The organism is Micromonospora sp. Llam0, assembly GCF_003751085.1.
In the GTDB taxonomy this organism is placed as follows: Bacteria; Actinomycetota; Actinomycetes; order Mycobacteriales; family Micromonosporaceae; genus Micromonospora_E.
In genome coordinates this window covers 2,360,735-2,384,607 of sequence record NZ_RJJY01000001.1, presented here as the reverse complement: position 1 = coordinate 2,384,607, position 23,873 = coordinate 2,360,735, and the positions used below count along the sequence as shown (strand labels likewise).

Annotated in this window: 25 protein-coding genes and 2 tRNA genes; 15 read left to right on the top strand and 12 right to left on the bottom strand. The window is 70.7% G+C overall.

From position 1 onward, the window contains the following. Positions 1 to 210: 210 nt before the first annotated feature. Genes EDC02_RS10670 through EDC02_RS10660 form a run of 3 tightly spaced genes read left to right on the top strand, consistent with a single transcriptional unit; the run spans position 211 to position 2,597 of the window. Positions 211 to 912, top strand: coding sequence for a hypothetical protein (locus EDC02_RS10670; RefSeq protein WP_123601803.1), 702 nt, complete (start codon positions 211 to 213; stop codon positions 910 to 912). Positions 913 to 954: 42 nt separating this feature from the next. Beyond that, positions 955 to 1,524, top strand: coding sequence for a hypothetical protein (locus tag EDC02_RS39495; protein ID WP_148083395.1), 570 nt, complete (start codon positions 955 to 957; stop codon positions 1,522 to 1,524). After that, positions 1,521 to 2,597 (top strand): site-specific integrase, encoded by a 1,077-nt coding sequence (locus EDC02_RS10660; RefSeq protein WP_233605853.1) that lies wholly within the window; start codon positions 1,521 to 1,523, stop codon positions 2,595 to 2,597. The genes EDC02_RS39495 and EDC02_RS10660 overlap by 4 nt, the downstream gene beginning before the upstream one ends. A gap of 107 nt (positions 2,598 to 2,704) precedes the next feature. Here EDC02_RS10660 and EDC02_RS10655 read toward each other — a convergent pair whose 3' ends face one another. The 5 genes from EDC02_RS10655 to EDC02_RS10635 all read right to left on the bottom strand — a co-directional run bounded on the left by EDC02_RS10655 (position 2,705) and on the right by EDC02_RS10635 (position 5,818). Beyond that, positions 2,705 to 3,733 (bottom strand): site-specific integrase, encoded by a 1,029-nt coding sequence (locus tag EDC02_RS10655; protein WP_233605852.1) that lies wholly within the window; start codon positions 3,731 to 3,733, stop codon positions 2,705 to 2,707. Further along, positions 3,730 to 4,098: an AbrB/MazE/SpoVT family DNA-binding domain-containing protein gene (locus EDC02_RS10650; protein WP_199757579.1), complete on the bottom strand. Its 369-nt coding sequence runs from the start codon at positions 4,096 to 4,098 to the stop codon at positions 3,730 to 3,732. The genes EDC02_RS10655 and EDC02_RS10650 overlap by 4 nt, the downstream gene beginning before the upstream one ends. Before the next feature lie 222 nt (positions 4,099 to 4,320). Then, positions 4,321 to 4,404: transfer RNA gene (locus EDC02_RS10645), tRNA-Leu, on the bottom strand. A gap of 155 nt (positions 4,405 to 4,559) precedes the next feature. Next, on the bottom strand, positions 4,560 to 4,829 hold the full coding sequence (locus EDC02_RS10640) for a hypothetical protein (protein WP_148083394.1): 270 nt from the start codon (positions 4,827 to 4,829) through the stop codon (positions 4,560 to 4,562). Then, the gene (locus EDC02_RS10635; RefSeq protein ID WP_123601799.1) at positions 4,826 to 5,818 is read right to left on the bottom strand and encodes a helix-turn-helix domain-containing protein; all 993 of its coding nucleotides are present in this window, start codon (positions 5,816 to 5,818) and stop codon (positions 4,826 to 4,828) included. The genes EDC02_RS10640 and EDC02_RS10635 overlap by 4 nt, the downstream gene beginning before the upstream one ends. Before the next feature lie 274 nt (positions 5,819 to 6,092). Here EDC02_RS10635 and EDC02_RS10630 point away from each other — a divergent pair, with 274 nt between their 5' ends. The 6 genes from EDC02_RS10630 (at position 6,093) to EDC02_RS10605 (ending at position 12,682) form a co-directional block, all read left to right on the top strand. Further along, complete coding sequence (locus tag EDC02_RS10630; RefSeq protein WP_123601798.1) at positions 6,093 to 8,558, top strand: phosphoketolase family protein; 2,466 nt, start codon at positions 6,093 to 6,095, stop codon at positions 8,556 to 8,558. Positions 8,559 to 8,587: 29 nt separating this feature from the next. Beyond that, complete coding sequence (locus EDC02_RS10625; RefSeq protein WP_123601797.1) at positions 8,588 to 8,902, top strand: antibiotic biosynthesis monooxygenase; 315 nt, start codon at positions 8,588 to 8,590, stop codon at positions 8,900 to 8,902. 138 nt (positions 8,903 to 9,040) lie between these two features. Beyond that, on the top strand, positions 9,041 to 10,081 hold the full coding sequence (locus EDC02_RS10620) for a potassium channel family protein (protein ID WP_158632127.1): 1,041 nt from the start codon (positions 9,041 to 9,043) through the stop codon (positions 10,079 to 10,081). A 32-nt stretch (positions 10,082 to 10,113) separates the two neighbouring features. Next, on the top strand, positions 10,114 to 11,268 hold the full coding sequence (locus tag EDC02_RS10615; RefSeq protein ID WP_123601795.1) for a mechanosensitive ion channel family protein: 1,155 nt from the start codon (positions 10,114 to 10,116) through the stop codon (positions 11,266 to 11,268). 263 nt (positions 11,269 to 11,531) lie between these two features. Continuing rightward, the gene (locus EDC02_RS10610) at positions 11,532 to 12,149 is read left to right on the top strand and encodes a superoxide dismutase family protein (protein ID WP_199757578.1); all 618 of its coding nucleotides are present in this window, start codon (positions 11,532 to 11,534) and stop codon (positions 12,147 to 12,149) included. After that, positions 12,134 to 12,682: a copper resistance CopC family protein gene (locus EDC02_RS10605; RefSeq protein ID WP_123601794.1), complete on the top strand. Its 549-nt coding sequence runs from the start codon at positions 12,134 to 12,136 to the stop codon at positions 12,680 to 12,682. Before EDC02_RS10610 ends, EDC02_RS10605 begins: the two co-directional genes overlap by 16 nt. Positions 12,683 to 12,715: 33 nt before the next feature. Here the strand turns inward: EDC02_RS10605 and EDC02_RS42765 are convergent, their stop codons facing one another. Further along, entirely contained in the window at positions 12,716 to 13,756 is a 1,041-nt protein-coding gene (locus tag EDC02_RS42765) for a hypothetical protein (protein ID WP_123601793.1), read from the bottom strand. Beyond that, on the bottom strand, positions 13,743 to 14,099 hold the full coding sequence (locus tag EDC02_RS10595; RefSeq protein WP_123601792.1) for a hypothetical protein: 357 nt from the start codon (positions 14,097 to 14,099) through the stop codon (positions 13,743 to 13,745). Before EDC02_RS10595 ends, EDC02_RS42765 begins: the two co-directional genes overlap by 14 nt. A 250-nt stretch (positions 14,100 to 14,349) precedes the next feature. On the opposite strand from EDC02_RS10595, the gene EDC02_RS40795 reads away from it, so the two are divergent. After that, positions 14,350 to 15,504 (top strand): AbfB domain-containing protein, encoded by a 1,155-nt coding sequence (locus tag EDC02_RS40795; protein WP_199757577.1) that lies wholly within the window; start codon positions 14,350 to 14,352, stop codon positions 15,502 to 15,504. On the opposite strand, the gene EDC02_RS10585 is transcribed toward EDC02_RS40795, so the two are convergent. From EDC02_RS10585 to EDC02_RS10575, 3 genes are read right to left on the bottom strand one after another with little or no spacing between them, the layout of a single operon-like run. After that, positions 15,482 to 16,216 carry a hypothetical protein gene (locus tag EDC02_RS10585; protein ID WP_123601791.1) on the bottom strand — a complete coding sequence of 245 codons (735 nt, stop codon included), beginning with the start codon at positions 16,214 to 16,216 and terminating at the stop codon, positions 15,482 to 15,484. The genes EDC02_RS40795 and EDC02_RS10585 overlap by 23 nt on opposite strands. Then, positions 16,216 to 16,464: a hypothetical protein gene (locus EDC02_RS10580; RefSeq protein WP_123601790.1), complete on the bottom strand. Its 249-nt coding sequence runs from the start codon at positions 16,462 to 16,464 to the stop codon at positions 16,216 to 16,218. The genes EDC02_RS10585 and EDC02_RS10580 overlap by 1 nt, the downstream gene beginning before the upstream one ends. Beyond that, on the bottom strand, positions 16,461 to 16,682 hold the full coding sequence (locus EDC02_RS10575) for a hypothetical protein (RefSeq protein WP_123601789.1): 222 nt from the start codon (positions 16,680 to 16,682) through the stop codon (positions 16,461 to 16,463). The genes EDC02_RS10580 and EDC02_RS10575 overlap by 4 nt, the downstream gene beginning before the upstream one ends. 291 nt (positions 16,683 to 16,973) lie before the next feature. Here EDC02_RS10575 and EDC02_RS10570 point away from each other — a divergent pair, with 291 nt between their 5' ends. The 3 genes from EDC02_RS10570 to EDC02_RS40155 all read left to right on the top strand — a co-directional run bounded on the left by EDC02_RS10570 (position 16,974) and on the right by EDC02_RS40155 (position 19,031). Next, positions 16,974 to 17,921, top strand: coding sequence for a helix-turn-helix transcriptional regulator (locus EDC02_RS10570; RefSeq protein WP_123601788.1), 948 nt, complete (start codon positions 16,974 to 16,976; stop codon positions 17,919 to 17,921). Continuing rightward, positions 17,884 to 18,081 (top strand): DUF397 domain-containing protein, encoded by a 198-nt coding sequence (locus tag EDC02_RS10565; RefSeq protein ID WP_123601787.1) that lies wholly within the window; start codon positions 17,884 to 17,886, stop codon positions 18,079 to 18,081. The genes EDC02_RS10570 and EDC02_RS10565 overlap by 38 nt, the downstream gene beginning before the upstream one ends. 871 nt (positions 18,082 to 18,952) lie before the next feature. Continuing rightward, positions 18,953 to 19,031, top strand: a tRNA-Asn gene (locus EDC02_RS40155). 1,169 nt (positions 19,032 to 20,200) lie between these two features. Here the strand turns inward: EDC02_RS40155 and EDC02_RS42330 are convergent. After that, positions 20,201 to 20,323, bottom strand: a complete 123-nt coding sequence (locus EDC02_RS42330) for a hypothetical protein (RefSeq protein ID WP_255500149.1) — start codon at positions 20,321 to 20,323, stop codon at positions 20,201 to 20,203. Positions 20,324 to 21,963: 1,640 nt separating this feature from the next. On the opposite strand from EDC02_RS42330, the gene EDC02_RS40150 reads away from it, so the two are divergent. Continuing rightward, positions 21,964 to 22,173 (top strand): hypothetical protein, encoded by a 210-nt coding sequence (locus tag EDC02_RS40150; protein ID WP_158632126.1) that lies wholly within the window; start codon positions 21,964 to 21,966, stop codon positions 22,171 to 22,173. 392 nt (positions 22,174 to 22,565) lie between these two features. On the opposite strand, the gene EDC02_RS40145 is transcribed toward EDC02_RS40150, so the two are convergent. Beyond that, positions 22,566 to 22,718, bottom strand: coding sequence for a hypothetical protein (locus EDC02_RS40145; RefSeq protein ID WP_158632125.1), 153 nt, complete (start codon positions 22,716 to 22,718; stop codon positions 22,566 to 22,568). A gap of 739 nt (positions 22,719 to 23,457) precedes the next feature. Between EDC02_RS40145 and EDC02_RS40140 the strand changes: the two genes are divergently transcribed. Continuing rightward, positions 23,458 to 23,625 carry a hypothetical protein gene (locus EDC02_RS40140; protein WP_158632124.1) on the top strand — a complete coding sequence of 56 codons (168 nt, stop codon included), beginning with the start codon at positions 23,458 to 23,460 and terminating at the stop codon, positions 23,623 to 23,625. The last annotated feature ends 248 nt before the right edge of the window (positions 23,626 to 23,873 follow it).

Sequence of the window (23,873 nt, the reverse complement as noted above, 5' to 3'; positions counted from 1 at the left end):
CTGTTGGGTAGTACTGGGCTAGCTGGGCGTCTGTTGGCCAACAGGCTGTTGTGGTGACTGGTGCTGTTGGGTGGCCTCTGTGCAGGAGAGCCGCAGTGCTGTTGGGTGCCTGTTGGGTCCGTGGTGGGGTCCCGGGCTCGCGCAGGGCTGGGTTGTTGGGCATTTAGAGGGTGCGAACACGGCCAGTCGGCGCGGGAGCCACACAGCCCCATGACAACGCGCGACGACCACTCCCGAAAGACAAAGCCCGACGCGACGAGTACCACTCCGGACAGTGAGGCCCAGTTCGGCGACGACGCCATCGCCGCCGCGCTGGTTCCGATTGCGGTGTGGCGACTCGACGACAGCAGCGGCGACTCGTCTGAGGGCGAACGAGACGCGTCCTTCGCGTCGCGGCTTGCCCGGCGACTCATCGAGATCTACACAGACCCGCACGAGGTTGTCGCAGACTTCGACGGCGACCCTCATCTGAACATCGCGGCCGAGGCCGCTGCTCGGACCTACCGGGCTATCACCAGCCCAGCGCTGCTCAGCGACCACGAGGTGTCGATGTCGCCGGCAACGCTGGTGGTGTGGCGCTGGCCCCGCGATGCGGTGTGGCCGAGCAAGCCGACCACGCTGTTTGCCGCCTGCCGGCTGATCACCGATTTGGACGGTTGCGTGATCGCCGCCGTTCGCTCCGCTGAGCCGGGCCAGGCGGGTGCCAGTCACGCCGAGCACATGGCGCGGCTGTTGCCCGTCGCCCAGGCGGCCGGCTTTGATCACGTGTTGCAGATCGTCGCCGTCGGCGGTTGCGACACCGGTGACCAGTTCCTGTACCACGCGACCAGCGGTCAAGCTGCGGACGCCGCCGACGACCCAGCTGCTGCCGACCGTGTGTGCCACATCGACCTGCTCGCATTCACCCGGTAGGCCGCCATGACACACCGCGACTCACGGAGTATTCACAGCGACGTGCGGCGACCCGCATCGGGTCGCCGCAGCGACCCGCGCGAGTCAGCGCGAGTCGCCAACGACCATGCTGCAACCCACGGGTCTGTTACCAACGACCGGTTTGAAGCCGACGACGCACTGTTCGAGGGACGTTCCCGCCAAGCCTCTCCGCGGCAACTCGGTGCTGGCGCGGAGAGGCTGACCCCGCCAGGGCTGCCGATTCCGGTGCTGGCAGATGCCACGTTCACGGCTCGGGGCTACGGGGTGGTCACACCGGTCGACCGCGATGGGCGGTTAGCCGCCCGGTCGGTGGTGACCTTGATGGGGTGGTCCGCCGGGCAGGCAATGGATTTGACGACCGAGCCCGGCCCGATCGTGGTTGCCCGCACCGGTCGTACCCTCCGCATCAACCCACGCGGCTATCTACGGCTTCCTCTGGCGGTACGCCGTAGATGTCGGATCGCCCCTGGAGACCGCGTGCTGGTCGTCGCGAACCAGCGACACGGCGAACTGCTGGTGGTCCCGATGGCGGTGCTCGATGACATTGTCGATGCATACCGCCATTCACGCGACATCGAGGATGAACGATGACCGGGGGGATGGATCAGCGCACCGCGCAGCTGGAGACCCTGCGTAACCTGCTCAAGCAGCTTGATATCACCCCCGAGCAGTTGCTGCACGGTACGACGGCAGCGTCGGTGGCGGTACCGACGTTCGACGAATACGTGTGGCAGGTTGCCGAGGCTGTCTCACCCGGTACCCGCCGGGTCTACGGCTCGTACTGGCAACGGATCTGCCAGCACTGGGGCACCCGCCGTATCACCGAGCCCACGCCGCTTGAGATCAAACGGCTGGCCGAAGAGATCCGCCGCGACGTCGTCGTGCGGCGCAACGCCCGTGGTGGCCGTACCGCAGCCGAACACCTGATCGCCGCGATGCGGTGCATCTACCGGCATGCGGTCATGGACGGGCTGATCCGCCAGGCCGACAACCCTGCCGCCAGGGTCGCCAAGCCCCGCCGGCTGGCCAGCACCCGACGCGCCTTGACCGAGACGCAGCTGGCCGCGATCAGCAACATCGCCACGACGACCGGGAACGACCCGCACCTGGATGGCCTGCTGATCCGGCTGCACATGGAGACGGCCTGCCGCCGCGGCGGGGCGCTGGCCCTGCGACGGCGAGACCTCGATCCGGACAACTGTCTGGTCTACCTGCGGGAGAAGGGTGGCACCTCCCGCTGGCAGCCGGTCTCGCCGACGCTGACGCGGCACCTGCTGACCCACCACGCTGAGCGCGGCGACGGCGACCAGAACGCACCGCTGCTGCGCTACCGCGATGGTCGGGCGCTGACCTACCGGCGCTACGACTATCTGTGGCGCCGCGTCGGTACCCACCTGCCCTGGGTCGTGGCGCAGCAGGTCAGCACCCACTGGCTACGGCACACCACGCTGACCTGGGTGGAGCGCGCCTTCAGCTATGCCGTGGCCCGCGCCTACGCCGGACACAGCGGCAAGAACGACGTCGGTACGACGATGACCTACGTACGGGCCGAAGTTCAGGAAGTCGCCGCTGCCCTGGCTGCGCTGACCGGCGAGCCGCACCCGCTGGCCTCCGATCCGAGCAGGCAGGATCATCCGCCGAGGGCACAATTCGCTGCGGATTGACATCAGCCCCTGGGTGCGGCCCGCGCCATTCGGATGCCGCCCTGTACCCCGGCAGAAATGGGTGGCCTCCCTTGCCCGCGAGCGAGGGAGGCCACCCGTGATCATCTCTAGGCTTCCGCGGCGAGCGGGTGCTCCTCACCGGTCAGGCCGGCCAACGCCACCGCGACCTCGTGAAGTGTTGCCCGCACGTAGGTTGCTGTCGATCCGCTGGCGCCGCCGTCGGTGTGGCCGGCGTAGGCGCTGGCCACGGCGTGACCGTAGGTGCGCTCCACCCAGGTCAGGGTGGTGTGCCGTAGCCAGTGGGTGCTGATCTGCTGGGTGTGCACCCACCGCAGATGCTGCCCGATCCGCGCCCACAGATAGTCGTAGCGCCGGTAGGTCAGCGCCCGACCGTCGCGGTAGCGCAACAGCGGCCCCTCCCGGTCGCCGTCGCCGCGCTCAGCGTGGTGGGCTAACAGGTGTCGCGTCAGCGTCGGCGAGACCGGCTGCCAGCGGGAGGTGCCGCCCTTCTCCCGCAAGAAGATCAGACACTGATCGGTGTCCAGATCCTTCAGGCGTAGCCCCAGCGCCCCGCCGCGGCGGCAGGCCGTCTCGGTGTGCAGCCGGATCAGCAGAGCGTCCAGAGCCGGGTCATCGCCGGTGCTGGCCGCCACCTCGTTGATCTGGGCCAGGCGTGCGTCTCCGATCGCGCGTCGGGTGCTGGGTAGCCGGCGCGGCTTGTCGACCTTCAGCGCCGGGTTGTCGGCCGCATCCAGGTACCCGTCCGCCACGGCTCGTCGGTACAGGCAGCGCAGCGCGGCCACCAAGTGCTCGGCGGCGGATCGGCCGCCCCGGTTGTTGCGTCGGGCCACCACGTTGGCCTGCACCTGGGCGCGTAGCTGTTCGATTTCAGAGGGGCGAGGTTCGTCGATGCGCCGGTCGCCCCATGCCTGTACGACGCGGTTCCAGTACGAGCCGTACGCACGCCGGGTACCTGGCGACACTGCGGCGGCCACGACCGGCACGTACTCGGCGAATGTCGGGGCCGGTGGACGGGTCGGCCGTACCTCCAACAGGTCGGACGGGGCGATGCCCATCCGCTCCAGCAACAGCCGGGCCGCCTCCAACTCCGGCCGCCCGGCAACGCTGCGACTCACGACGCCTCACCTCCCTCGACGGCGGCGTGAACATCGGCGAGCAGCCGGTCGAGCACCGCGAGGGGATGCGCCACCAGCACACCGCTGGCACGGATGGCAGCGAGCAGCACGCGGTCCCCGGGGGTCAGGCCGCACCACCGACGCACCGCCAACGGCAGGTGTAGATGGCCGCGATCGTCGATGAAGTGCACAGCGTCAGCCGCTGGGCGGGCCACGATGGTGCCGGCCTTCTCGCGGATGTCCAGCCGGGTGCCCGGCATCCAGCAGAGCACACGGACGATACTGCGATCGGCGACCCGGCCGCTCTTGTCCACCGCGCTCAACGCGTACGCGGTGTCCGACACCCGTGGGTATCCGGCTGCCAAAGCCGGTATGGGAAGCGGCCCTCGAGCCCGACCCGCAGGGCCGGTGCCGCCACCACCGCCCGAGGCCACCTTGGGGATCACCGGCGGCACGAACGAGGTGGTCACCACGACCACCCCCGCCCGCAGCAGGTGATTAGCGATCGGGACGAGACAGGGTAGATGAGGTGTTCAAAGACGCTTGAACACGAACACGTGAACCTGCGCATAGCTGCGGAAAACTTGTGTCCGAGGGGGGACTTGAACCCCCACGCCCTATACGGGCACTAGCACCTCAAGCTAGCGCGTCTGCCATTCCGCCACCCGGACCTGCCCGAACCACTCTACCGCCCCCATCCGGTACGACGACATCTGGTACGTCGACGCCGTGGGGCCGGCAGCTGAGGGCCGCACGGGGCAAGACTGTACACGAAGGGAGTGGATCATGCACAACCGTGCTGACGGGCTGTCGGCAGGCATGGCGGCTAACCGGACAGGAGCACCTGGATGGTGCCGGCCACTGCGGTCACCGCGTCGAGCGGGGCGTCCGCGAGCCGGCAGATCGCCACACCGAGCAGCAGCCATGCTCCTCGACGGTTCAACACGACCCGGACGGTGACGTGGAATTCGACCGGCGGCAGGGGCCGGGCCGCCCGGCTGGCTCCGACCGTGCCATCGCCGCCGACGTCCGCGCGGTGGCCGGGGCCGCGTCGGCGTCGGCCACCGCGTCCGACCCGTCCTCGTCCGGTCATCATGACCGGTCCCGATTCCCGGCCGACCGGTCTCGGACCGACTGACGTACCTGTGTGGCCGACATGCCGAACAACTGCTTGAAGTCCCGAGCGAACTGGTCCGGACGGGAGTAGCCATGGGCGGAAACGATCTCGTTGATGGCGGTCGACGACAGTTTCGGGTCGCGCAGGCTGCGGTGGCATTCCGTCAGCCGCAGTTTCTTGACGATTTGCATCGGTGTCGTTCCGGTGTCTTCGAAGATCCTGTACAGGTAGCGTGGCGAGATGCTGGCGGCTCTGGCGATCCCGTCCGCGTCGAGATGCGGATCGGCGAGTTTCCGGCGGATCACCGCCGTGACGTGGGCGCGGTGCAGCATCCGGCGCGTGCCGGGGCTGATCCCGGGACGCAGGCCGAGTCGTTGCCGGATGATGCCGACCACACATTCGCCGAGAGCGTCGGCGAGGTGGGGGTCCGCCGACGGATCTGCGGCCTCGGCGATTCCGACCAGGAACGCCGCGACGAGCCCGCGTCCCCGCATCCGTCTCGGTACGGTCGTACCGACGATCGGCCGTACCGCCGTCTCGGCCACCGGTACCAGAGCCCGGGGGAAGGTCACCATGGCCAACCTCATAGGGGTACGCCCGGGCACGTGTCGGGCGTCCCAGGGGCGTGACGTGTCGTAGAGCGCGATGTCACGGGGGCGTAACCATCCCTGGTTACCGTTCTGCTCGACCCCGAGCTCCCCGCTGATGAGGACGCAGATTCGGTAGGACTCCGGATCACTGGCCCGGATCAGCCGTTGCGTCCGGAGGGCCACGCCTTCGGTGTCGGACAGCCAGCTCGTCGCCTCAATCTCATATTGGCCGACCTGGGCGACCCGCATCGCGGCGGTCAGGGACAGCGACGACCGGCCACGGATTTCCACCGGCGCCACCTCGGCCGTCGCTTCGGTTCGGTAGTACTCGTAGCGGTCCAGAGGATGGACCGACCCAGTGTCGTAGAGGGTACGCACGGCAGATCACTTCCTACTCGAAACTCCTCTGACAAGAAAAGTGTCGGGCACTGTGGGCCGGGTGGAGTTGGCTGTGGACGCACAAATCACACTGCCGTACATCGATCGGCTGGCAGCCTTCCCGGCTCACCGTGGCCGACGGGGGTGGCCCGCAACGGCCGGCCAGAGGCACGTCAGGGGCATGTCAAGGGTCGTTGTGCCCCTGCCCAGCAGGCACTGGAGCCGCGAAAAACCTCAGCGGCCCCTCTACCATCAGTCGTGGACGTACCCCTTGATGAGGAGGAATCCGCTCGTGACTGCCGTGACCGATCAGCGCACCCCGACCCTGGCCGGCCGTGCCGGCGTGGACGACGGGCTGCTGCGGGTCCTCGCCGCGCCCGACGACGCCGAGCTGGCGCAGCTGGACGCCTGGTGGCGGGCCGCCAACTACCTGACCGTCGGGCAGATCTACCTGCGGGGCAACCCGCTGCTGCGCGAGCCACTCGCCCCGGAGCACATCAAGCCGCGGCTGCTCGGCCACTGGGGCACCAGCCCCGGCCTGTCGTTGATCTACGCCCACGTGTCCCGGCTGATCCGGCACACCGGGCAGCAGACCATCTACCTCACCGGCCCGGGTCACGGCGGCCCGGCGCTGGTCGCCGCCGGCTACCTGGAGGGCACCTACACCGAGATCTACCCGGACGTCACCCGGGACGAGGCCGGCATGCTGCGGCTGTTCCGGCAGTTCTCCAGCCCCGGCGGCATCCCCAGCCACGTCTCGGTCACCACCCCCGGCTCCATCCATGAGGGCGGCGAGCTCGGCTACGTCCTGGTGCACGCCTTCGGTGCGGTGATGGACAACCCGGACCTGCTGGCCATCGCCGTGGTCGGCGACGGCGAGGCGGAGACCGGCCCGCTGGAAGGCTCCTGGAAGGGCGTGTCGTTCATCAACCCGGCCCACGACGGCGCCGTACTGCCGATCCTGCACCTCAACGGCGCGAAGATCGCCGGGCCGACGGTGCTGGGACGCAAGGACCGCGGCGAGGTCCGTTCGCTGCTGGAAGGCCACGGGTACGAGGTCATCGAGGTCGAAGGCGACGACCTGCCCGGCATGCACTACCGGTTCGCCGCCGCCCTCGCCGACGCCTGGGGCAAGATCCGCAGGATCCAGGAAGCCGCCCGCTCCGGCGACTGGGACGGCTCCCGCCCCCGCTGGCCGATGATCATCCTGCGGTCGCCGAAGGGCTGGACCGGCCCGGAGAAGGTCGACGGCATCACCGTCACCGGCACCTGGCGGTCGCACCAGGTGCCGCTGTCCGGCGTCCGGGACAACGCCGACCACCTGGCGATCCTGGAAACCTGGCTGCGCTCGTACCGCCCGGAGGAGCTGTTCGACGCGGACGGCGCGCCGACCGCGACGGTGACCGGCGTCAACCCCGACGGCGACCTGCGGATGAGCGCCAGCCCGCACGCCAACGGTGGCCTGCTCACCCGCGACCTGGACATGCCCGACTTCCGCGAGTACGCCGTCGACGTGCCGCAGCCGGCGCGGCTACGCGCCGAGTCGACCCGCAAACTCGGCGAGCTGATGCGCGACATCTATACCCGCAACCCGGACCGGTTCCGGCTGTTCTGCCCGGACGAGACGAACAGCAACCGGCTCGGCTCGGTCTTCGACGTCTCCGACCGCGGATTCATGGAGCAGGTGTACCCGACGGACACCGCGATCAGCCGCAACGGCCGGGTAATGGAGGTGCTGTCCGAACACAACTGCCACGGCTGGCTGGAGGGCTACAACCTGACCGGCCGGTACGGCATGTTCGCCACCTACGAGGCGTTCGCCATGGTCAGCGCGTCGCAGACGGTGCAGCACGGCAAGTGGTTGCAGGAGGCGGCGCACCTGCCCTGGCGGGCCAAGGTGCCGAGCCTCAACATCCTGCTGACCTCGACGGCCTGGCGCAACGACCACAACGGCTTCTCCCACCAGGGTCCCGGTCTGATCCAGGTGGTGCTCAACCAGCGCGGCACCGTGTCGCGGGTCTACCTGCCGCCGGACGCCAACTGCCTGCTGTCGGTCGCCGACCACTGCCTGCGGTCCAAGTCGTACGTGAACCTGATCGTCATCGACAAGCAGCCGCAGCTGCAGTGGCTGACCATGGACCAGGCGATCGAACACTGCGCCAAGGGTGCTGACATCTGGGAGTGGGCCGGCACCGACGACGGCAGCTCCGAGCCGGACATCGTGCTGGCCTGCGCCGGCGACGTGGTCACCATGGAGACGGTGGCCGCCGCGCAGATCCTGCGGGAGCGGCTGCCCGGCATGAAGGTCCGGGTGGTCAACGTGGTCAACCTGATGCGGCTGCCCCGGCAGAAGGACCACCCGCACGGCATGAGCGAGACGATGTTCACCGAGCTGTTCACCGACTCGGTCGATGTGGTGTTCGCCTTCCACGGCTACCCGGGTGCCATCCACCAACTGGTGCACGGCCGGCCGGACGCCGACCGGTTCCGGGTGCGGGGCTTCATCGAGGAGGGCACCACTACCACCCCGTTCGACATGACGGTCCGCAACCGGGCGTCGCGCTACCACCTGGTGATGGACGCGATCAACAACGCCCGGCGGCTGCCGCGCGGCGCCGCCGACCTGAAGGTCTGGTGCGAGCAGCAGCTCGCCAAGCACGAGGCGTACGTGGTGGAGCATCTGGAGGACATGCCCGAGGTACGGGACTGGTCCCTGGGCGACTGGGCCAAGCAGGGCTGACCGCACCCACCCCCGACTAGGCTGTCCACATGGCAGTCGTGAAGATCAACGCGATCGAGGTCCCCGACGGCGCTGGCGGCGAGCTGGAGCGACGGTTCGCCGCCCGCCAGGGGGCGGTGGAGAACGCGCCCGGGTTCCTGGCGTTCGAGCTGCTGCGCCCGGTCGCGGGGGAGGGCCGCTACTTCGTCTACACCCGCTGGGAGAGCGAGGAGGCCTACCAGGCGTGGGCGGCCGGCCCGGCCCGGCAGGCCCACGCCGCCGGGGACGGCGAACGGCCCCGCCCGCCGGTGGCGACCGGCGCCAGCCTGCTGGAGTTCGAGGTGGTGCAGTCGACCAGCCGGTAAACGGGGTATACCTGCGCCCATGACGTGGCTGTGGGCGATACCGGGCGGCGTGTTGATTGCCGTGGTGGTGGTCGACGTCTGGCTGACGATCCTGCACCCGGACGCGGAGGGCCCGGCGCCGGCGCGGTCCGGCGGTCGGTGTGGCGGCTGTCGTCGTTCGCCGCCAACCGGCGCCGGCGGCCCGAGCGTACGCTGCTGGTCTGGGCCGGTCCGGTGCTGGTGACCGGTACTTTCCTGGCCTGGATCGTGCCGCTGGTGGTCGGCGTCGCGTTGGTGGTGTGGCCCCACCTGGACGGCTACCACCGGGTCGCCGGCTACGGCCCGGCCGGTTTCGACGACGCCCTGTACTTCTCCGCCGGCACGCTGACGGTGCTCGGCTTCGGCGATCTCACCCCGGACACCCCGGCGCAGAAATTCCTCGCGGTGTGTGTCGCGGCGCTCGGCTTCGCGTTGTTCGCCGCGCTGGCGACGTACCTGATCGAACTGATCACCGGGTTGACGGTGCGGAACCGGTTCGCGCTCGCCGTGCACGACCAGGTCCGCGGCAGCGACGGCGTCGGGCTGATCGTCCGCAGCCTGACCGCCGAAGGGGTCGACGCCACCCGGCAGCGCTGTGCCGACTGGGCGGCCGATCTGCGCGCGATCGACGACACCGTCCGCCGGTACCCGCTGGTGGCGCTCACCTACCGGCCGCGGCGGCCGGACTACGATCTCGAGCCGGCCCTGGAACATGTCATCGAGGCGACGGTCGCCGCGCTGCTCACCGCCCGCTGCGCCACCTGGCGTGGTCTCGGGCCACGGGCCGAGGAGTTGGCGTACGCGTTGCTGCGCGCCCAGGACACGATCGCCCGCCGCTACCTGGACCGCACCGTGTCGCGCACCGGCCACGGTGACACGGACGAGGGTGCCGCTGGCGAGGGCACCGTCGACCAGGGCGCCACCGGCGGCCAGGGTGGCGCGCTTTCCGACGACGCCGACCAGATGCTGCGGCGGCTGCAGTCGCGGCTCGCCGCCGAGCTAGGTGACCGGTATGACCAGCCGGCGTCTCAGGACGGGCTGGTCGGGGTGGTGTTGGCCCGGTCCGTGCCGTTCCTGGCCGGTCTGCGCGGCTGGTCCGCGCCGTTGGTCACGCTGCGCGACGTCGACCGGTCCCCGGCCGGCGCCGGTCGATGTGATTAGCTGGCCGCTGCCGACAAACCGATGGGAAGGAGATGTCGGACGTGTCCGACGCCCTGGTCAGCGCCGCGATCGTGATCGGATCGGCGGCTGCCGCGGCCCTCGCCGTCACCGTCGCCTACCGCATTCTCCGCTTCGCGGGCCGCCGCTCCACGCTGCTCACCGACATCTCCCGGCGCGCCTTCTGGCCGACGGCGATCATCGCCGCGCTGCTCGCCGCCCGGTTCACCATCCCCATCGCCACCACCAACGGCTGGCACGAGCCGGTGCAGCACGCGATCCTGCTGGCCACCATCGCCACCGGCGGCTGGCTGGTCGCCACCCTGCTCGGGCTGGCCGCCGACACCGCGCTGCGCCGCTTCCCGATCGAGGTCAACGACAACCTCGCAGCCCGCCGCGCGCACACCCAGATCACCGTGATCCGCCGGGTCGCGTTCGCCGTCGTCGGCGTCCTCACCGTCGGCGCGATGCTGATCACCTTCCCGGGGGCCCGCGCCGCCGGAGCCAGCGTGCTCGCCTCCGCCGGCCTGGTCGGCGTGGTCGCCGCGCTCGCCGCGCAGAGCATGCTCGGCAACATCTTCGCCGGTCTGCAGTTGGCCTTTGGCGACGCGCTGCGCCTCGACGACGTGGTCGTCGTCGAAGGTGAATGGGGTCGCATCGAGGAGATGACCCTCGGCTACGTCGTGGTGAAGATCTGGGACGAACGCCGGCTGATCCTGCCGTCGAACTACTTCACCACCACGCCGTTCCAGAACTGGACCCGGACCGCGTCGTCGGTGCTCGGCACCGCTGAGATCGACGTCGACTGGAGTCTGCCGGTCGAGACGATGCGTCAGGAACTGCGCCGCATCGTCGAGTCGGAGGCGGCCGCGCCGCTGTGGGACGGTCGGGTCTGCGGGCTGCAGGTGACCGGGGCCACCGACGGCAACATCCGGACCCGCGCGCTCGTGTCGGCGGCGAACTCCTCGGCGTTGTGGGACCTGAGGTGCCTGGTCAGAGAGCAGTTGGTCGCCTGGGTGCAGGAGCAGCACCCGCAGTCGCGGCCCCGGGTCCGCGCCGAGGTCGGCGGCCATGACGGCGGTACGTCGCACCCGGCGGCCCCGCTGCAGCGGGTCAACCTGTCCGACCCCTCGGCGGTCGAGACCACCCCCGGCGTCGGCGACCAGAACTCGTCCGCCGACCACCGGTAGCGGCACCTGCACGGTCGCGTGCAGCGCCACCGAGTGTCTGGGTCGGCACGGGGAACGGTGCCGTGACCAGGAGTAAGCCGACTGCATCACAACCCTGACACTACGGAGTCGATCTCGCGGGAACCTCCGCGCGGCCGCGTCCGACTCAATACAGGGACGGCCCCAAAAGCGCACGGACCGCCCGAACGGTCAGACATGTGCCGGCAACCGGATCGCCCGGGTGGCCGGCCTACCCTCGTATCCGAACAGGGAGAACACGACACGTGAAGATCAACGGATCGGACCGCTGGCGTACCGCTGTCGCGGTGGTCGGCTTCGCTGCCGTCGGCGTCCTCGCCGGCTGCGGCGACGACTCGTCCGGCACCACCGACGCCGCCGTCGCGACCCCGGAACCGACGGCGTCGGCCTCCGCGATGTCCGACAACATGGACTCCGAGGGCATGGACGGGATGGACGGGATGATGAACGACCCGTCCGCCACCCCGGCCGACCAGATCGACGGTGCGGTGGAGGCCACGTTCGCCCTGCTCGACACCCGGCCACCGGGCACCGACGACGCCGCCGGGACCGCCTGGCTGGCGCAGACCGACGACGGTACGACGGTCACCGTCACCATGACCGGGCTGGAACCCGGCGCGCAGTACATGGGCCACCTGCACGCCCAGGAGTGCGCCGCCGACAACGGCGGACCGCACTTCAAGTTCGACGAGAGCGGCCCGGAGACCCCGCCCAACGAGGTCCACCTCGGCTTCACCGCCGCCACCGACGGCACCGGCACCGCGACCGTCACCAACGAGCAGCAGGTCGGCGACGCCGCCAAGTCGGTGGTCATCCACCCGATGGAAGCCATGGACAACCGGCTGGCATGCGCCGACTTCTGAGCCGCGCCACGGCCCTGGCCTGCGCGGGGGTGGCGGCGGTCGCGTTCGCCGCTCCCGCGTGGGCGCACACCGAGCTGGTCTCCGCCGCCCCCGGGCCGGGCGACGAGGTCGCCCCCGGGGTGGCGACCATCGCGTTGACGTTCGGCCCGCTGGCCGGCACCGGCGAACGGCGGATCACCGTCACCGGCCCCGACGACACCAGCGTCGCGGTGGGGGAGGCGGTCGTGGTCAACGCGAAGACCCTGTGCGCCACCGTCGACCCGCTGACCACCGGCGTGCACACACTCGCCTACGAGGCGACGTCGGCCGACGGGCACGCGATCAACGGCAAGTTCTACTTCGAGGTCGTCGACGGCGGCACCGACAGCGCCGACCCGGCCGACTGCGCCCGGGCGGTGCTGCCGGCACCGGGCGTCGCCGCCGGGTCGGACGACCGGGGCAGTGGGCCGCTGCTGGCCGGGGTCGCCGCCGGCGGCGGGGGACTGCTCGTGCTGCTGCTCGCCGGCTGGCTGCTCCGTCGGCGGGCCCGGTAACGCCCGGCCGGCTCGACGTCGAGCCGGCCGGGCTCAGCCTGCCCGGTCGCGCAGCAACGCCACCGCCTCGTCGGCGCGACCCTGCCGGGCCAGCAGGGTCACCAGCAGACCCACCCCGTGCCAGTCGTCGGCGGCCACCCCGGCCTGCAGCAACGCGATCGCCTCGTCGACGTCGCCCCGACCGGCCAGCACCGTCGCCAACTCGGTACGCGCTGACGGCTCGCCCTTGTCGGCCGCCAACCGCCAGAAGTGCTCCGCCTCGGCCTGCTTGCCCCGCGCGTACAGCAGGGTCGCCAGCCGCGACGCCGCATGCCAGTCGCCGCTGGCCGCCAGGGTCCGCAACTGGTCCAGGTGGCCCCGGTCGGCGAGCAGGTCGACCAGGATCCGCCCGGCCGGCGACTCGCCGGCCGCCGCCAGGTCCCGCAGGTAGCCGGTCGGGTCTGGCAGCGCCTCCATGCCCGGTGACTCCGGCCCGGCCGCCCGGCTGCCACCGAACTCCTGCTGCAACCGGTCGTCGAGGTCGTCGGCCAGGCGCAGCATCGCCCGGATCGCCAGCAGCAGATGGGTGGGCTGGAAGTCGACGCCGAGCACCGGGATCGACGCCCACACCGTGTCGCCGGTGCAGTAGATCCGGCCGACCGGCATCGTCACGGTCAGATCGGTCAGCCGCCGCAGCAGCGTCTCGGACGGCTGCACTCCGGTCAGCAGCGGCGAGAAGACCTCCACCAGCGGCGGGTCCTCCTGGGCGCGTACCAGGATCATCGCCGAACCGGCGCGGATGCCGATGTCACCGTCGGAGTCCAGCAGCAGCTGGTCCACGGTGGTTTTCAGCAGCTCCGCGACGACCAGCTTGACCTGGCCGGTCAGCTTGTCCCCGGCGGACACCGCGCCGGCCGCCGTGCCGACGACGGCATTGTCGGCGGGCCGGTCGACCGGCTGCCCGACGACCGGCCGGGCGGCGAGCGCCGCCGCCAGCCTGGTCCGCGCCGGCAGCGGCACCGACGTCGTGGTCTCGGCCGGTCGGGCGGCCAGCGCCGCGACCAGCCGGGACAGGAAACCGTCACGGGCTCTCATCGCCAGACTCCTGCCCGTTGATCGATGGCGGCGTGCCCCGGTCCACCACCCGGACCTGGTCGAACATCCGCGCGATGAACAGCGGCGCGGCGACGCCGAAGACGAACGTCGCGAACGCCGTGGTGGCCACCCCACCGGCCGCCGCTGCGGCGGCCAGCCCGGTGCCCGCGACGGCCCGCAGCGTGACGGCGAAGATGATGATGGGCTGGTCCGCCCGGGTGCGCCACGGCCACTGCCAACGCCCCTTCGACTCGGTGGTCGGGCGCATCATGGCGTAGAGATTGAGCGCTTCGGCGACTACGCTGCCGACCAGTCCCCACGTCGCTGCGATCCACAGAGGCACGTCCCCACTCTACTGATCGTGGTCGCCCGTTCACTTGCGGGGACCGACCTGATCGACTTCGCTACCGTGAGTCGACCGGTCACCCCTGTAACGGTAACCGACCCCGGCAACGAACCCGGCGAACACCGAAAAGAGATCAACTCAGTGGCTCCGGGTACTGGCGCAGCCCAGGGGCGAAATGAGAATGTATGCGCCGCGATGCAGTGACAAAACCGGAACAGTCTGTGATCCGGAAAGTGGGAGGGCTTCGATGTCCGACGAGGACACCCAGCAGGATCCGCTGCGCGTCGGGCGCTGGCTGACGTCCGAGGGCGAGCGGACACCCGGCGGCGAGCTGTCCCGGCGGGCCGGCTCCACCCCACGCTGGCCCCGGCCACCGGCGGAGAGCCCACTGCCGCTGACCACCGCCCGACTCGGCCGGGTCAGCTGGTCGGCCTCCCCGGCGATCGACGGCGAGGTCGCCGACGGCACCGCAGCCGGCGGCACGGCACCGGGCGGCACGGCACCGGGCGGCAGAGGATCGGGCGGCGGAGAATCGGGCGGCGGAGCACCCGGTGCCCATGCTCTGCCCGCCACGCCGGTCAGCCACGCCGACCGCCCGGCGATCCCGCAACGCCGTACCGCGATCGGTGCCGTGGCGGTGCTCACCGCCGCCGTCATCGCCGCGACCGTGGCCACCAACCGGGGTGCCCAGCAGGAGCCGATCCGGGGCGAGTTCGTCGCCGGAGCCCCGAGCGGCGTCGACACCGGGGCCGGCCCCGACGACTACCCAACCGGCACCGACCCGACCGCCAGCCCGTACGGCGCACCGCCGTCCGGCGAGCCGACCGACCAGGCCGGGCAGGCCGGCCCGGTCGGTGACGGCGTACACACCACCACGCCCGACGCCGCCGCACCCGGCGGCGGATCGACCCCGGCCGTACCGGTACCACCGCCGCCGGCCACCGACCCGAAACCGACCGCGCCCGCGCACCTCACCCTGACCGTCGGCGGGACGTACGGGCTGGAGCCGGTCAACCTGGCCGGCCGCCGGGTGCGGCACTTCGAGTTCGAGGGCCGCGTCGACATCGTCGACCGGCGCGGCAAGGCCGACGCCGCGTTCGTGGTCCGCCGCGGCCTGGCCAAGTCGAGCTGCATCTCCCTGGAATCGGTCAACTTCCCCGGCTACTACCTGCGCCACCAGAACTTCCGCTTCTTCCTGCACCGGATCGACGGCAGCGCCCTGTTCCGGGCCGACGCCACGTTCTGCCCGGTCGCCGGACTGACCGGGCAGCACACCTCACTGCGCTCCTACAACTACCCGCAGCAGTACCTGCACCACGACGGCAGATACCTGAAACTCGCCGAGATCGGAAAGGGCGCCAACGCCTCCAACGCCACCTTCATCGTCCGTACCCCGCTGTAGGCGGAATCGGCCGGGTGCCGGGCTCGCGGCGCATCGACCACAGCGGCGGCCCGCCGGGGGAGAGGTGGCGCGGGCCGGGCGTGCGCCAACCCCGCACCGCCAGCAGGTCCCGGGCGTACTCCTGGTCGGTGACGGTGTGCCCGACCAGCCCGGCGGCGTCCAACGTGCGCTGATGGTGGTCGAGCAGCGCCGCGCCGATGCGGCGGCGGCGCAGCCACGGCGCCGCCGCCAGGTACACCAGCTCGTGGCCGACGACCGGCTCCGGCGCGGACCCGTCGGCCGGCTCCGCCGCCAGCCCGGCCGCCAGCCCGGCCGCCAGCCCGGCCGCCAGCCCGGCCGACGGCCCGCCCGGCAGCCGCAACGCCGCCGCCCGGTGCTCGTCACGCACCGCCCGCAGGTGCGCGACCCGCCGCCGGTAGATGCCGGCCGCACCGAGCACCTCCCGCTCGTGGTCGGTCACCGTCGTCAACCGCATCGGGTACGGCTGCCACAGCGCCACCCCTTCCCGGTTGCCGGCGACGTGGACGACGCCGTGCGCCAGCCCGTGCGTCAACTCGACGTCGAACAGCCGCAGGAACGTGGTGTACCGGTTGGACACGTCGGCGATCAGCCAGCCGGCCACCGGGTTGGTCACGAACGCCTCGGCGAGCAGCGCCGACAGCTCGGCGATGTCGGTGACGTCGGCGGCCCGGACGGTCATCTCGGATTCCATCAGGTCTCTCCAGTGGGTTCGGAACGGGTGGCGGCCCGCGCCCAGCCGAGGAACCGGGCGTACGCCGCCGCCGGGGTCAGCCCCGGCAGGTCGAGGGCGGCCTCCGCGGACCGCTCAGCCACGTACATGCACAGACCGATCCGGTCGTACGCGGCGACAAGTTGCGTCTTCGCCGGCTGGCACGGCCACGGTGCCCGGCACTCCCGGCACCGCCACGACGGCCGCGCCGCCACGTGCTCGACGGTCACCGGCCGGCGGCCCGGGTCGCCGACCGAGCCCGGGGCGACCAGCGCCGTCCGGTGGTCGGCCGCACGTCGAGGGTGACGAACTGCCGGGAGCCGCAGTCGGGGCAGCGGAGCGTCTGCCCGCAGGCCGGGCACCAGCGTCGCCGCAGCCGGCACAGCAGCAGACCCGGCGGAATGCCGAGCACAAAGCCGGCGGTAATGAACGCGAGGGCGGTGGACATTTCATTTCCTCCCGAGCGAAGATCAATTAGTCGTACGGGCAGGAGCGCATGCGCCGGCCCCGCCGCAGCCGGTCACGGGGGGGTTCTCCGACTGCGGCGGGTGACTATGGACAGCACCGGCATCAGTTATCTAAGTTGGACCGCATGCATAAGACAAGGCGCGATGCGCCCTCATCGTCATGGGCAACCCCTGGTCGAGGTCAATCATTTCAGTGCCGAGCGCCTTCACGATTATGAAGGCGCTCGTCAGTTGATTGTCCGCCACGTGGGTGACTACACTCACCACAGAGGATGAAGGGGGCGAGCGATTTGTCCGGCTCCATCGGCACAACCCTGCTCCGCCGACACATCGGCCGCTGGCTCACCGTGTTGCGGGAGTCCGCCGGCATCAGCCAGGACGCCGCAGCTCGGGCACTGCAACGCGGCTCCTCCACCATCTGGCGCATCGAGGCCGGCGACTCGCGGATCCGCTTCCGCGACGTCGACGTCGACGCCATGTGCACCCTCTACCGGGTCTCCCCGGAGACCCGCCACCGCCTGCTCACCATGACCAGAGAGACCCGCGAAGCCCCGAGGCGTGCCTGGTGGCACGACTACACCGAATCGGCCCTACCCGCCTGGTTCGGCCTCTACGTCTCCCTCGAAGACAGCGCAGCCACGATCCGGCACTTCGTCTCCGAGTCGGTTCCAGGGCTCTTGCAGACCCGTGAGTACGCCGAGGCGGTAACGCGTCTACCGGTCGGCCTGCTCACCGATGAAGAGGTCGAACGACGAGTCAAGATCAGGCTCGAACGGCAAGCGTTGTTGAACTCGCCTCGACCACCTCATCTGCGTACGATCATCAACCAGGCGGTTCTCGATCGTCTGGTTGGCGGTCCGGAAGTCATGGTGGCTCAGCTTGAACACATTCTTGACGCCATGAAACGGCACAGCGTCTCTGTGCGGGTCCTGCCCTACTCGGCTGGGGAGCACGCGGGAATGACCTCGACGTTCACCCTGCTCAGCTTCCCGAACGCCCCGCTTGCTACCGAGCCAGTCGAACCACCGTTGGCCTACGTGGACACGTTGACCGGGGCGCTCTACCTGAACAAGGCCGAGGAAATTCGAGCCTACGATCTGGTCTGGAGCGACCTCGAAAGCCGTGCCCTCGACGAAGCCTCGTCCAGGGAAATGATAGAGAATGCATTGGAGGCACTGACCAGTGGTCGACCTGACCAGCGCGACGTGGCGCAAGAGTAGCCGCAGCGGCAACGCCGGAGCCTGCGTTGAAGTGGCGACGAACCTGCCCGACGTCATCGCCGTACGGGACAGCAAGGACACGACCGGCCCGGTCCTGACCTTCGCGCCCGCCCAGTGGGCCACCTTCACCACCCACCTGCCCACGCCTGACGCCCGCTGAGACTGTTGGTGGCGGCTGGCCGTACCCGGCCAGCCGCCACCAATACGTACATTCCGCCGTATGAAGTTGATCTAGGAACCTCCGGTGACCACGCTCCAAGCGTGAGGTTCCGAACCGCCAAACCCCTACGATTGGGACATAAACTGCTCGTGAGCGACGTCAAGTCAATCGTGATTGATGAATACTTGCAGCTCGCGAGCCGCTGCGCCGGACCTCCGGGTCCGGCGAGGATCGCAACTGCTGGAGTTCGTTCCAGTCGAGGCTCATCGGTTCGGCGCTGCGCCGGACCTCCGGGTCCGGCGAGGATCGCAACCAGGCGGGTGCGGACACCTGCGGTACGGCCACGGGAGTGCTGCGCCGGACCTCCGGGTCCGGCGAGGATCGCAACGCCGAACCGGACCCGAGTAGACCCGAGACGGTTATGTCGCTGCGCCGGACCTCCGGGTCCGGCGAGGATCGCAACCGGACGAGCATCTGGGGCAACGTCCAGTGTTGTTGCAGGCTGCGCCGGACCTCCGGGTCCGGCGAGGATCGCAACCATTCGGTGCTGCCGCCGACGAACACGGCGTCGATCTGCTGCGCCGGACCTCCGGGTCCGGCGAGGATCGCAACATGTACGCGGCACCGCGCGGGGTGAGTTGGCCGCCGTCGCTGCGCCGGACCTCCGGGTCCGGCGAGGATCGCAACGGTTCAACGCCGGTGACTAGATACGTGCTGATGTTGGCTGCGCCGGACCTCCGGGTCCGGCGAGGATCGCAACAACGGGGAGAGTAGTGTTTTGGTTGTTGGAACACCAGCTGCGCCGGACCTCCGGGTCCGGCGAGGATCGCAACCTTGGTGTTGTAGGTCGTGATGGTGGCGATCGACCGCTGCGCCGGACCTCCGGGTCCGGCGAGGATCGCAACCACTGTTAATGGGCGGGTTGCGGGTTCGAGTCCCGTCGCTGCGCCGGACCTCCGGGTCCGGCGAGGATCGCAACGGCCGCGACGTGCCTAATCGACGGGTTGCAACTGTCGGCTGCGCCGGACCTCCGGGTCCGGCGAGGATCGCAACCGCTGGGACCTGGTCACCGGTTTGGATGTGCGCGCCGAGCTGCGCCGGACCTCCGGGTCCGGCGAGGATCGCAACGTCGCGGATACCGCCAGTGCGGCGGTGCGGCAGTCGCTGCGCCGGACCTCCGGGTCCGGCGAGGATCGCAACATCCACCAAGGCGGCCCGCAGCAACTCCGGATCGTTGCTGCGCCGGACCTCCGGGTCCGGCGAGGATCGCAACGTTGCGGTCCGGCGGCCCCTCAACCCCGGCCACATCCGCTGCGCCGGACCTCCGGGTCCGGCGAGGATCGCAACTCGGGTCAGGGGTGACCAGCGATGAGAGGACTCCGACGCTGCGCCGGACCTCCGGGTCCGGCGAGGATCGCAACGCGCACGCTCTCGACCGCCGACACAACCGCGACAACCCGCTGCGCCGGACCTCCGGGTCCGGCGAGGATCGCAACTTCAACCAGCGGGTGCTATTCCATGCCGGCGACCCCGGCTGCGCCGGACCTCCGGGTCCGGCGAGGATCGCAACGAGTGAGCCTCAGTCGTTACTTGCAGCGCACATTCGAGCTGCGCCGGACCTCCGGGTCCGGCGAGGATCGCAACGTGGAGCACGCCAAGCAGTTGGGCCTCGACGAGGACGGCTGCGCCGGACCTCCGGGTCCGGCGAGGATCGCAACCAGCGGCGCGCGCGCAGGATGGCTGGAACCGCGCTCTGCTGCGCCGGACCTCCGGGTCCGGCGAGGATCGCAACGCCGTGCGTCCGTCGTCGTGGCGCAGGTTCATCGACTCAGCTGCGCCGGACCTCCGGGTCCGGCGAGGATCGCAACTTGGTCGTCGCCGTCGGTCGCGGTCCAGATGGCGTAGTAGGCTGCGCCGGACCTCCGGGTCCGGCGAGGATCGCAACGGGGAAGCGGTTGCCGCACTGCATCAGCGCCTCCGCTGCGCCGGACCTCCGGGTCCGGCGAGGATCGCAACGCTGCGCAGCTCACCGTGCCCCGGGCTGACCGGTGGGCTGCGCCGGACCTCCGGGTCCGGCGAGGATCGCAACCTCATCCCGGAAACCCTGCGCGCCGAGCTGCTACGCGTGCTGCGCCGGACCTCCGGGTCCGGCGAGGATCGCAACCTCGTGCGGTGCGAGCGGCGACGACACCTGCAGCAGGTGGCTGCGCCGGACCTCCGGGTCCGGCGAGGATCGCAACATGCTGGGGTGGCCTCCTCGGGCGTGGTGGGTGGGTTGTGCTGCGCCGGACCTCCGGGTCCGGCGAGGATCGCAACCGGTTGGCGGCGACAAGCCAGCCCAGAGCAACGGAGACGGCTGCGCCGGACCTCCGGGTCCGGCGAGGATCGCAACGTTTCCACCGCCTGCGCGGCGCACCCAGTTGCACAGCGGCTGCGCCGGACCTCCGGGTCCGGCGAGGATCGCAACGGGCGGCAGCCGCCGCGCTGCCCCACAGCTGCAGAGCTGCGCCGGACCTCCGGGTCCGGCGAGGATCGCAACGCCGACCAGATCGCTGGCGGTCGGCAACTGCCGCAGGGCGCTGCGCCGGACCTCCGGGTCCGGCGAGGATCGCAACGGACCTTCGTGCAGGGCGTCGGCGTCGACGTCGCCCTGGCTGCGCCGGACCTCCGGGTCCGGCGAGGATCGCAACATCAGCACCTGAACCCGGTTGTCCTGGAGATCGGGGCGGCTGCGCCGGACCTCCGGGTCCGGCGAGGATCGCAACCCGCAGTGACAGGCCAGCCTGCTCGCGCAGCGCCCGCAGGCTGCGCCGGACCTCCGGGTCCGGCGAGGATCGCAACGGACGGCGGCACCGGCCAGCCGAGTTCGAAACACAGGGCTGCGCCGGACCTCCGGGTCCGGCGAGGATCGCAACAACCAGGACGGCGCGGGCGACGAATCGTAGGAGGGGCGGCTGCGCCGGACCTCCGGGTCCGGCGAGGATCGCAACCCTCCCGAAGGAGAAGCAAACATTATGAACCGTGTCGCTGCGCCGGACCTCCGGGTCCGGCGAGGATCGCAACGCCCGCACAGCACCTCGTCGATCTGGCCGCGCAGCGCTGCTGCGCCGGACCTCCGGGTCCGGCGAGGATCGCAACGTGGTCGGTCAACGGGACCACCATGCCCAGCTCCTCGGCCGGCTGCGCCGGACCTCCGGGTCCGGCGAGGATCGCAACGCCGATCGTGAAGCCGGACCGGCGCGGCGCCGCCCCGGCTGCGCCGGACCTCCGGGTCCGGCGAGGATCGCAACCCTGCCTTCTTGGCAGGTGCCCGTCGACGGCGGCGGGCCGCTGCGCCGGACCTCCGGGTCCGGCGAGGATCGCAACCCCTACCCCTACCCCTGCGATATCCGGGACATGCTGCGCCGGACCTCCGGGTCCGGCGAGGATCGCAACCCCTTTGAACATCTCCGCGTACCGCTCGGCCACGCGGGTGCTGCGCCGGACCTCCGGGTCCGGCGAGGATCGCAACTCGGTCGAGCTGGTCATCGACGTCGCCCGGATGGACGCGGGCTGCGCCGGACCTCCGGGTCCGGCGAGGATCGCAACTGCTTTCGGTGGACCATTGGTCAGTGATCGAAAGCTGCTGCGCCGGACCTCCGGGTCCGGCGAGGATCGCAACTGCACAGTGGTTCCTCTCGTCAGTGGTCGGCCGCAGCTGCGCCGGACCTCCGGGTCCGGCGAGGATCGCAACCGGGCTGCGGTGGTCTGAGTGCGCCGGGTTGAAGGCTGCGCCGGACCTCCGGGTCCGGCGAGGATCGCAACATCGCGACCGTCTACGCCTCGCAGACCTGATCGGAGCGCTGCGCCGGACCTCCGGGTCCGGCGAGGATCGCAACGCCGATGGTGAAGCCGGACCGGCGTGCTGCCGCGCCGGTGCTGCGCCGGACCTCCGGGTCCGGCGAGGATCGCAACAGGCCCGTGCCCGCGCTCGTGACGCCGGTCGACGTGCTGCGCCGGACCTCCGGGTCCGGCGAGGATCGCAACCGCGTGCAGCTCCACCAAGACGGCCTACCCAGCATCGTGGCTGCGCCGGACCTCCGGGTCCGGTGAGGATCGCAACGCGTTGGCGAAGATCCGAGGATCGCCGATGCCCGAACCGGCTGCGCCGGACCTCCGGGTCCGGCGAGGATCGCAACCCGGCGGATGTCGCGGACCGCCTGGTCGCCGCCGCTGCTGCGCCGGACCTCCGGGTCCGGCGAGGATCGCAACTCGCGCTTGGCGTCTTCTCGGGCCTTACCGAGGGCGGCTGCGCCGGACCTCCGGGTCCGGCGAGGATCGCAACGGCATCCCGGCCGACTCGGAACATCCCTGGCACGAGGCGCTGCGCCGGACCTCCGGGTCCGGCGAGGATCGCAACTTAGTCCACTCAACGATTTGATCCCAGTACTTGATGAGCTGCGCCGGACCTCCGGGTCCGGCGAGGATCGCAACGCGCAGGTCGACTACAGGATCGAGGCGTCGTGGGGGCCGCTGCGCCGGACCTCCGGGTCCGGCGAGGATCGCAACCGGTCGTGGCGACGGGCGACGCGATCCACCACCACGCTGCGCCGGACCTCCGGGTCCGGCGAGGATCGCAACGACGGCATCGCCATCATGAACGCCCTCCGGTCGCACCGCTGCGCCGGACCTCCGGGTCCGGCGAGGATCGCAACGGCGGCTCCGTCGCCGAGTCCTTGGGCATGCCGCCAGGCTGCGCCGGACCTCCGGGTCCGGCGAGGATCGCAACGCGGATGCCGTCGTCGACCTGTCGGGCCAGGCCGTGCCAGCTGCGCCGGACCTCCGGGTCCGGCGAGGATCGCAACCTGCATCCGCTGCCGCCAGGCGCGGGCGGTGCCGTGCTGCGCCGGACCTCCGGGTCCGGCGAGGATCGCAACAGGCAGGAATGGCGCGGCTCTTGGACCTGCAGCCCGACGCTGCGCCGGACCTCCGGGTCCGGCGAGGATCGCAACAGTTGACCACCAGCGGTGATCAAGGGCAACTGACCCGCGCTGCGCCGGACCTCCGGGTCCGGCGAGGATCGCAACGCCATGGTGGCGAACACTGGCGCTGATCGGCGCTGGCTGCGCCGGACCTCCGGGTCCGGCGAGGATCGCAACCACTGCGGTGGCCCGCCAGTCGACGTCACCGCCGGAGGGCTGCGCCGGACCTCCGGGTCCGGCGAGGATCGCAACACAGCAGCAGGTGTTCCCCCAACCCAAAGGAGCAGAGAGCTGCGCCGGACCTCCGGGTCCGGCGAGGATCGCAACCAGAAACAGCCGTCGGAGTGGTGGTCAGATTCATATTGCTGCGCCGGACCTCCGGGTCCGGCGAGGATCGCAACGTCATCGTTCCCCCGTGGTGCTGGTCAGGTGGTGGCGGCTGCGCCGGACCTCCGGGTCCGGCGAGGATCGCAACACGATGTCGGCCGCCCGGCGCGCGGCGTCCGGCAGATTGCTGCGCCGGACCTCCGGGTCCGGCGAGGATCGCAACGCAGCCCTGCACCTGTCGCAGCGGCACCGGTAGTAGGTGGCTGCGCCGGACCTCCGGGTCCGGCGAGGATCGCAACCCGGGGCAGCACGGTGCTGCCCTACCGTCCACCGGGCTGCGCCGGACCTCCGGGTCCGGCGAGGATCGCAACGACGTCGGTGCCGCCGCCCGATGCCCGGGTGTACCACAGATGCTGCGCCGGACCTCCGGGTCCGGCGAGGATCGCAACGAGCGCGGCGAAGGCACGCGCTTCCGCTCCGACGGTCGCTGCGCCGGACCTCCGG

Bases quoted from the DNA above. Each gene is read 5' to 3' on its own strand.
- EDC02_RS10670 (WP_123601803.1), top strand. From the start codon at position 211: ATGACAACGCGCGACGACCACTCCCGAAAGACAAAGCCCGACGCGACG.
- EDC02_RS10660 (WP_233605853.1), top strand. From the start codon at position 1,521: ATGACCGGGGGGATGGATCAGCGCACCGCGCAGCTGGAGACCCTGCGT.
- EDC02_RS10640 (WP_148083394.1), bottom strand. From the start codon at position 4,829: ATGATGACCGGACGAGGACGGGTCGGACGCGGTGGCCGACGCCGACGC.
- EDC02_RS10630 (WP_123601798.1), top strand. From the start codon at position 6,093: ATGAGGAGGAATCCGCTCGTGACTGCCGTGACCGATCAGCGCACCCCG.
- EDC02_RS10625 (WP_123601797.1), top strand. From the start codon at position 8,588: ATGGCAGTCGTGAAGATCAACGCGATCGAGGTCCCCGACGGCGCTGGC.
- EDC02_RS10615 (WP_123601795.1), top strand. From the start codon at position 10,114: ATGTCGGACGTGTCCGACGCCCTGGTCAGCGCCGCGATCGTGATCGGA.
- EDC02_RS10605 (WP_123601794.1), top strand. From the start codon at position 12,134: ATGCGCCGACTTCTGAGCCGCGCCACGGCCCTGGCCTGCGCGGGGGTG.
- EDC02_RS42765 (WP_123601793.1), bottom strand. From the start codon at position 13,756: ATGAGAGCCCGTGACGGTTTCCTGTCCCGGCTGGTCGCGGCGCTGGCC.
- EDC02_RS40795 (WP_199757577.1), top strand. From the start codon at position 14,350: ATGTCCGACGAGGACACCCAGCAGGATCCGCTGCGCGTCGGGCGCTGG.
- EDC02_RS10585 (WP_123601791.1), bottom strand. From the start codon at position 16,216: ATGGAATCCGAGATGACCGTCCGGGCCGCCGACGTCACCGACATCGCC.
- EDC02_RS10575 (WP_123601789.1), bottom strand. From the start codon at position 16,682: ATGTCCACCGCCCTCGCGTTCATTACCGCCGGCTTTGTGCTCGGCATT.
- EDC02_RS10570 (WP_123601788.1), top strand. From the start codon at position 16,974: ATGAAGGGGGCGAGCGATTTGTCCGGCTCCATCGGCACAACCCTGCTC.
- EDC02_RS42330 (WP_255500149.1), bottom strand. From the start codon at position 20,323: ATGTTGCGATCCTCGCCGGACCCGGAGGTCCGGCGCAGCCACCTGCTG.
- EDC02_RS40150 (WP_158632126.1), top strand. From the start codon at position 21,964: ATGGTGAAGCCGGACCGGCGTGCTGCCGCGCCGGTGCTGCGCCGGACC.
- EDC02_RS40145 (WP_158632125.1), bottom strand. From the start codon at position 22,718: ATGATGGCGATGCCGTCGTTGCGATCCTCGCCGGACCCGGAGGTCCGG.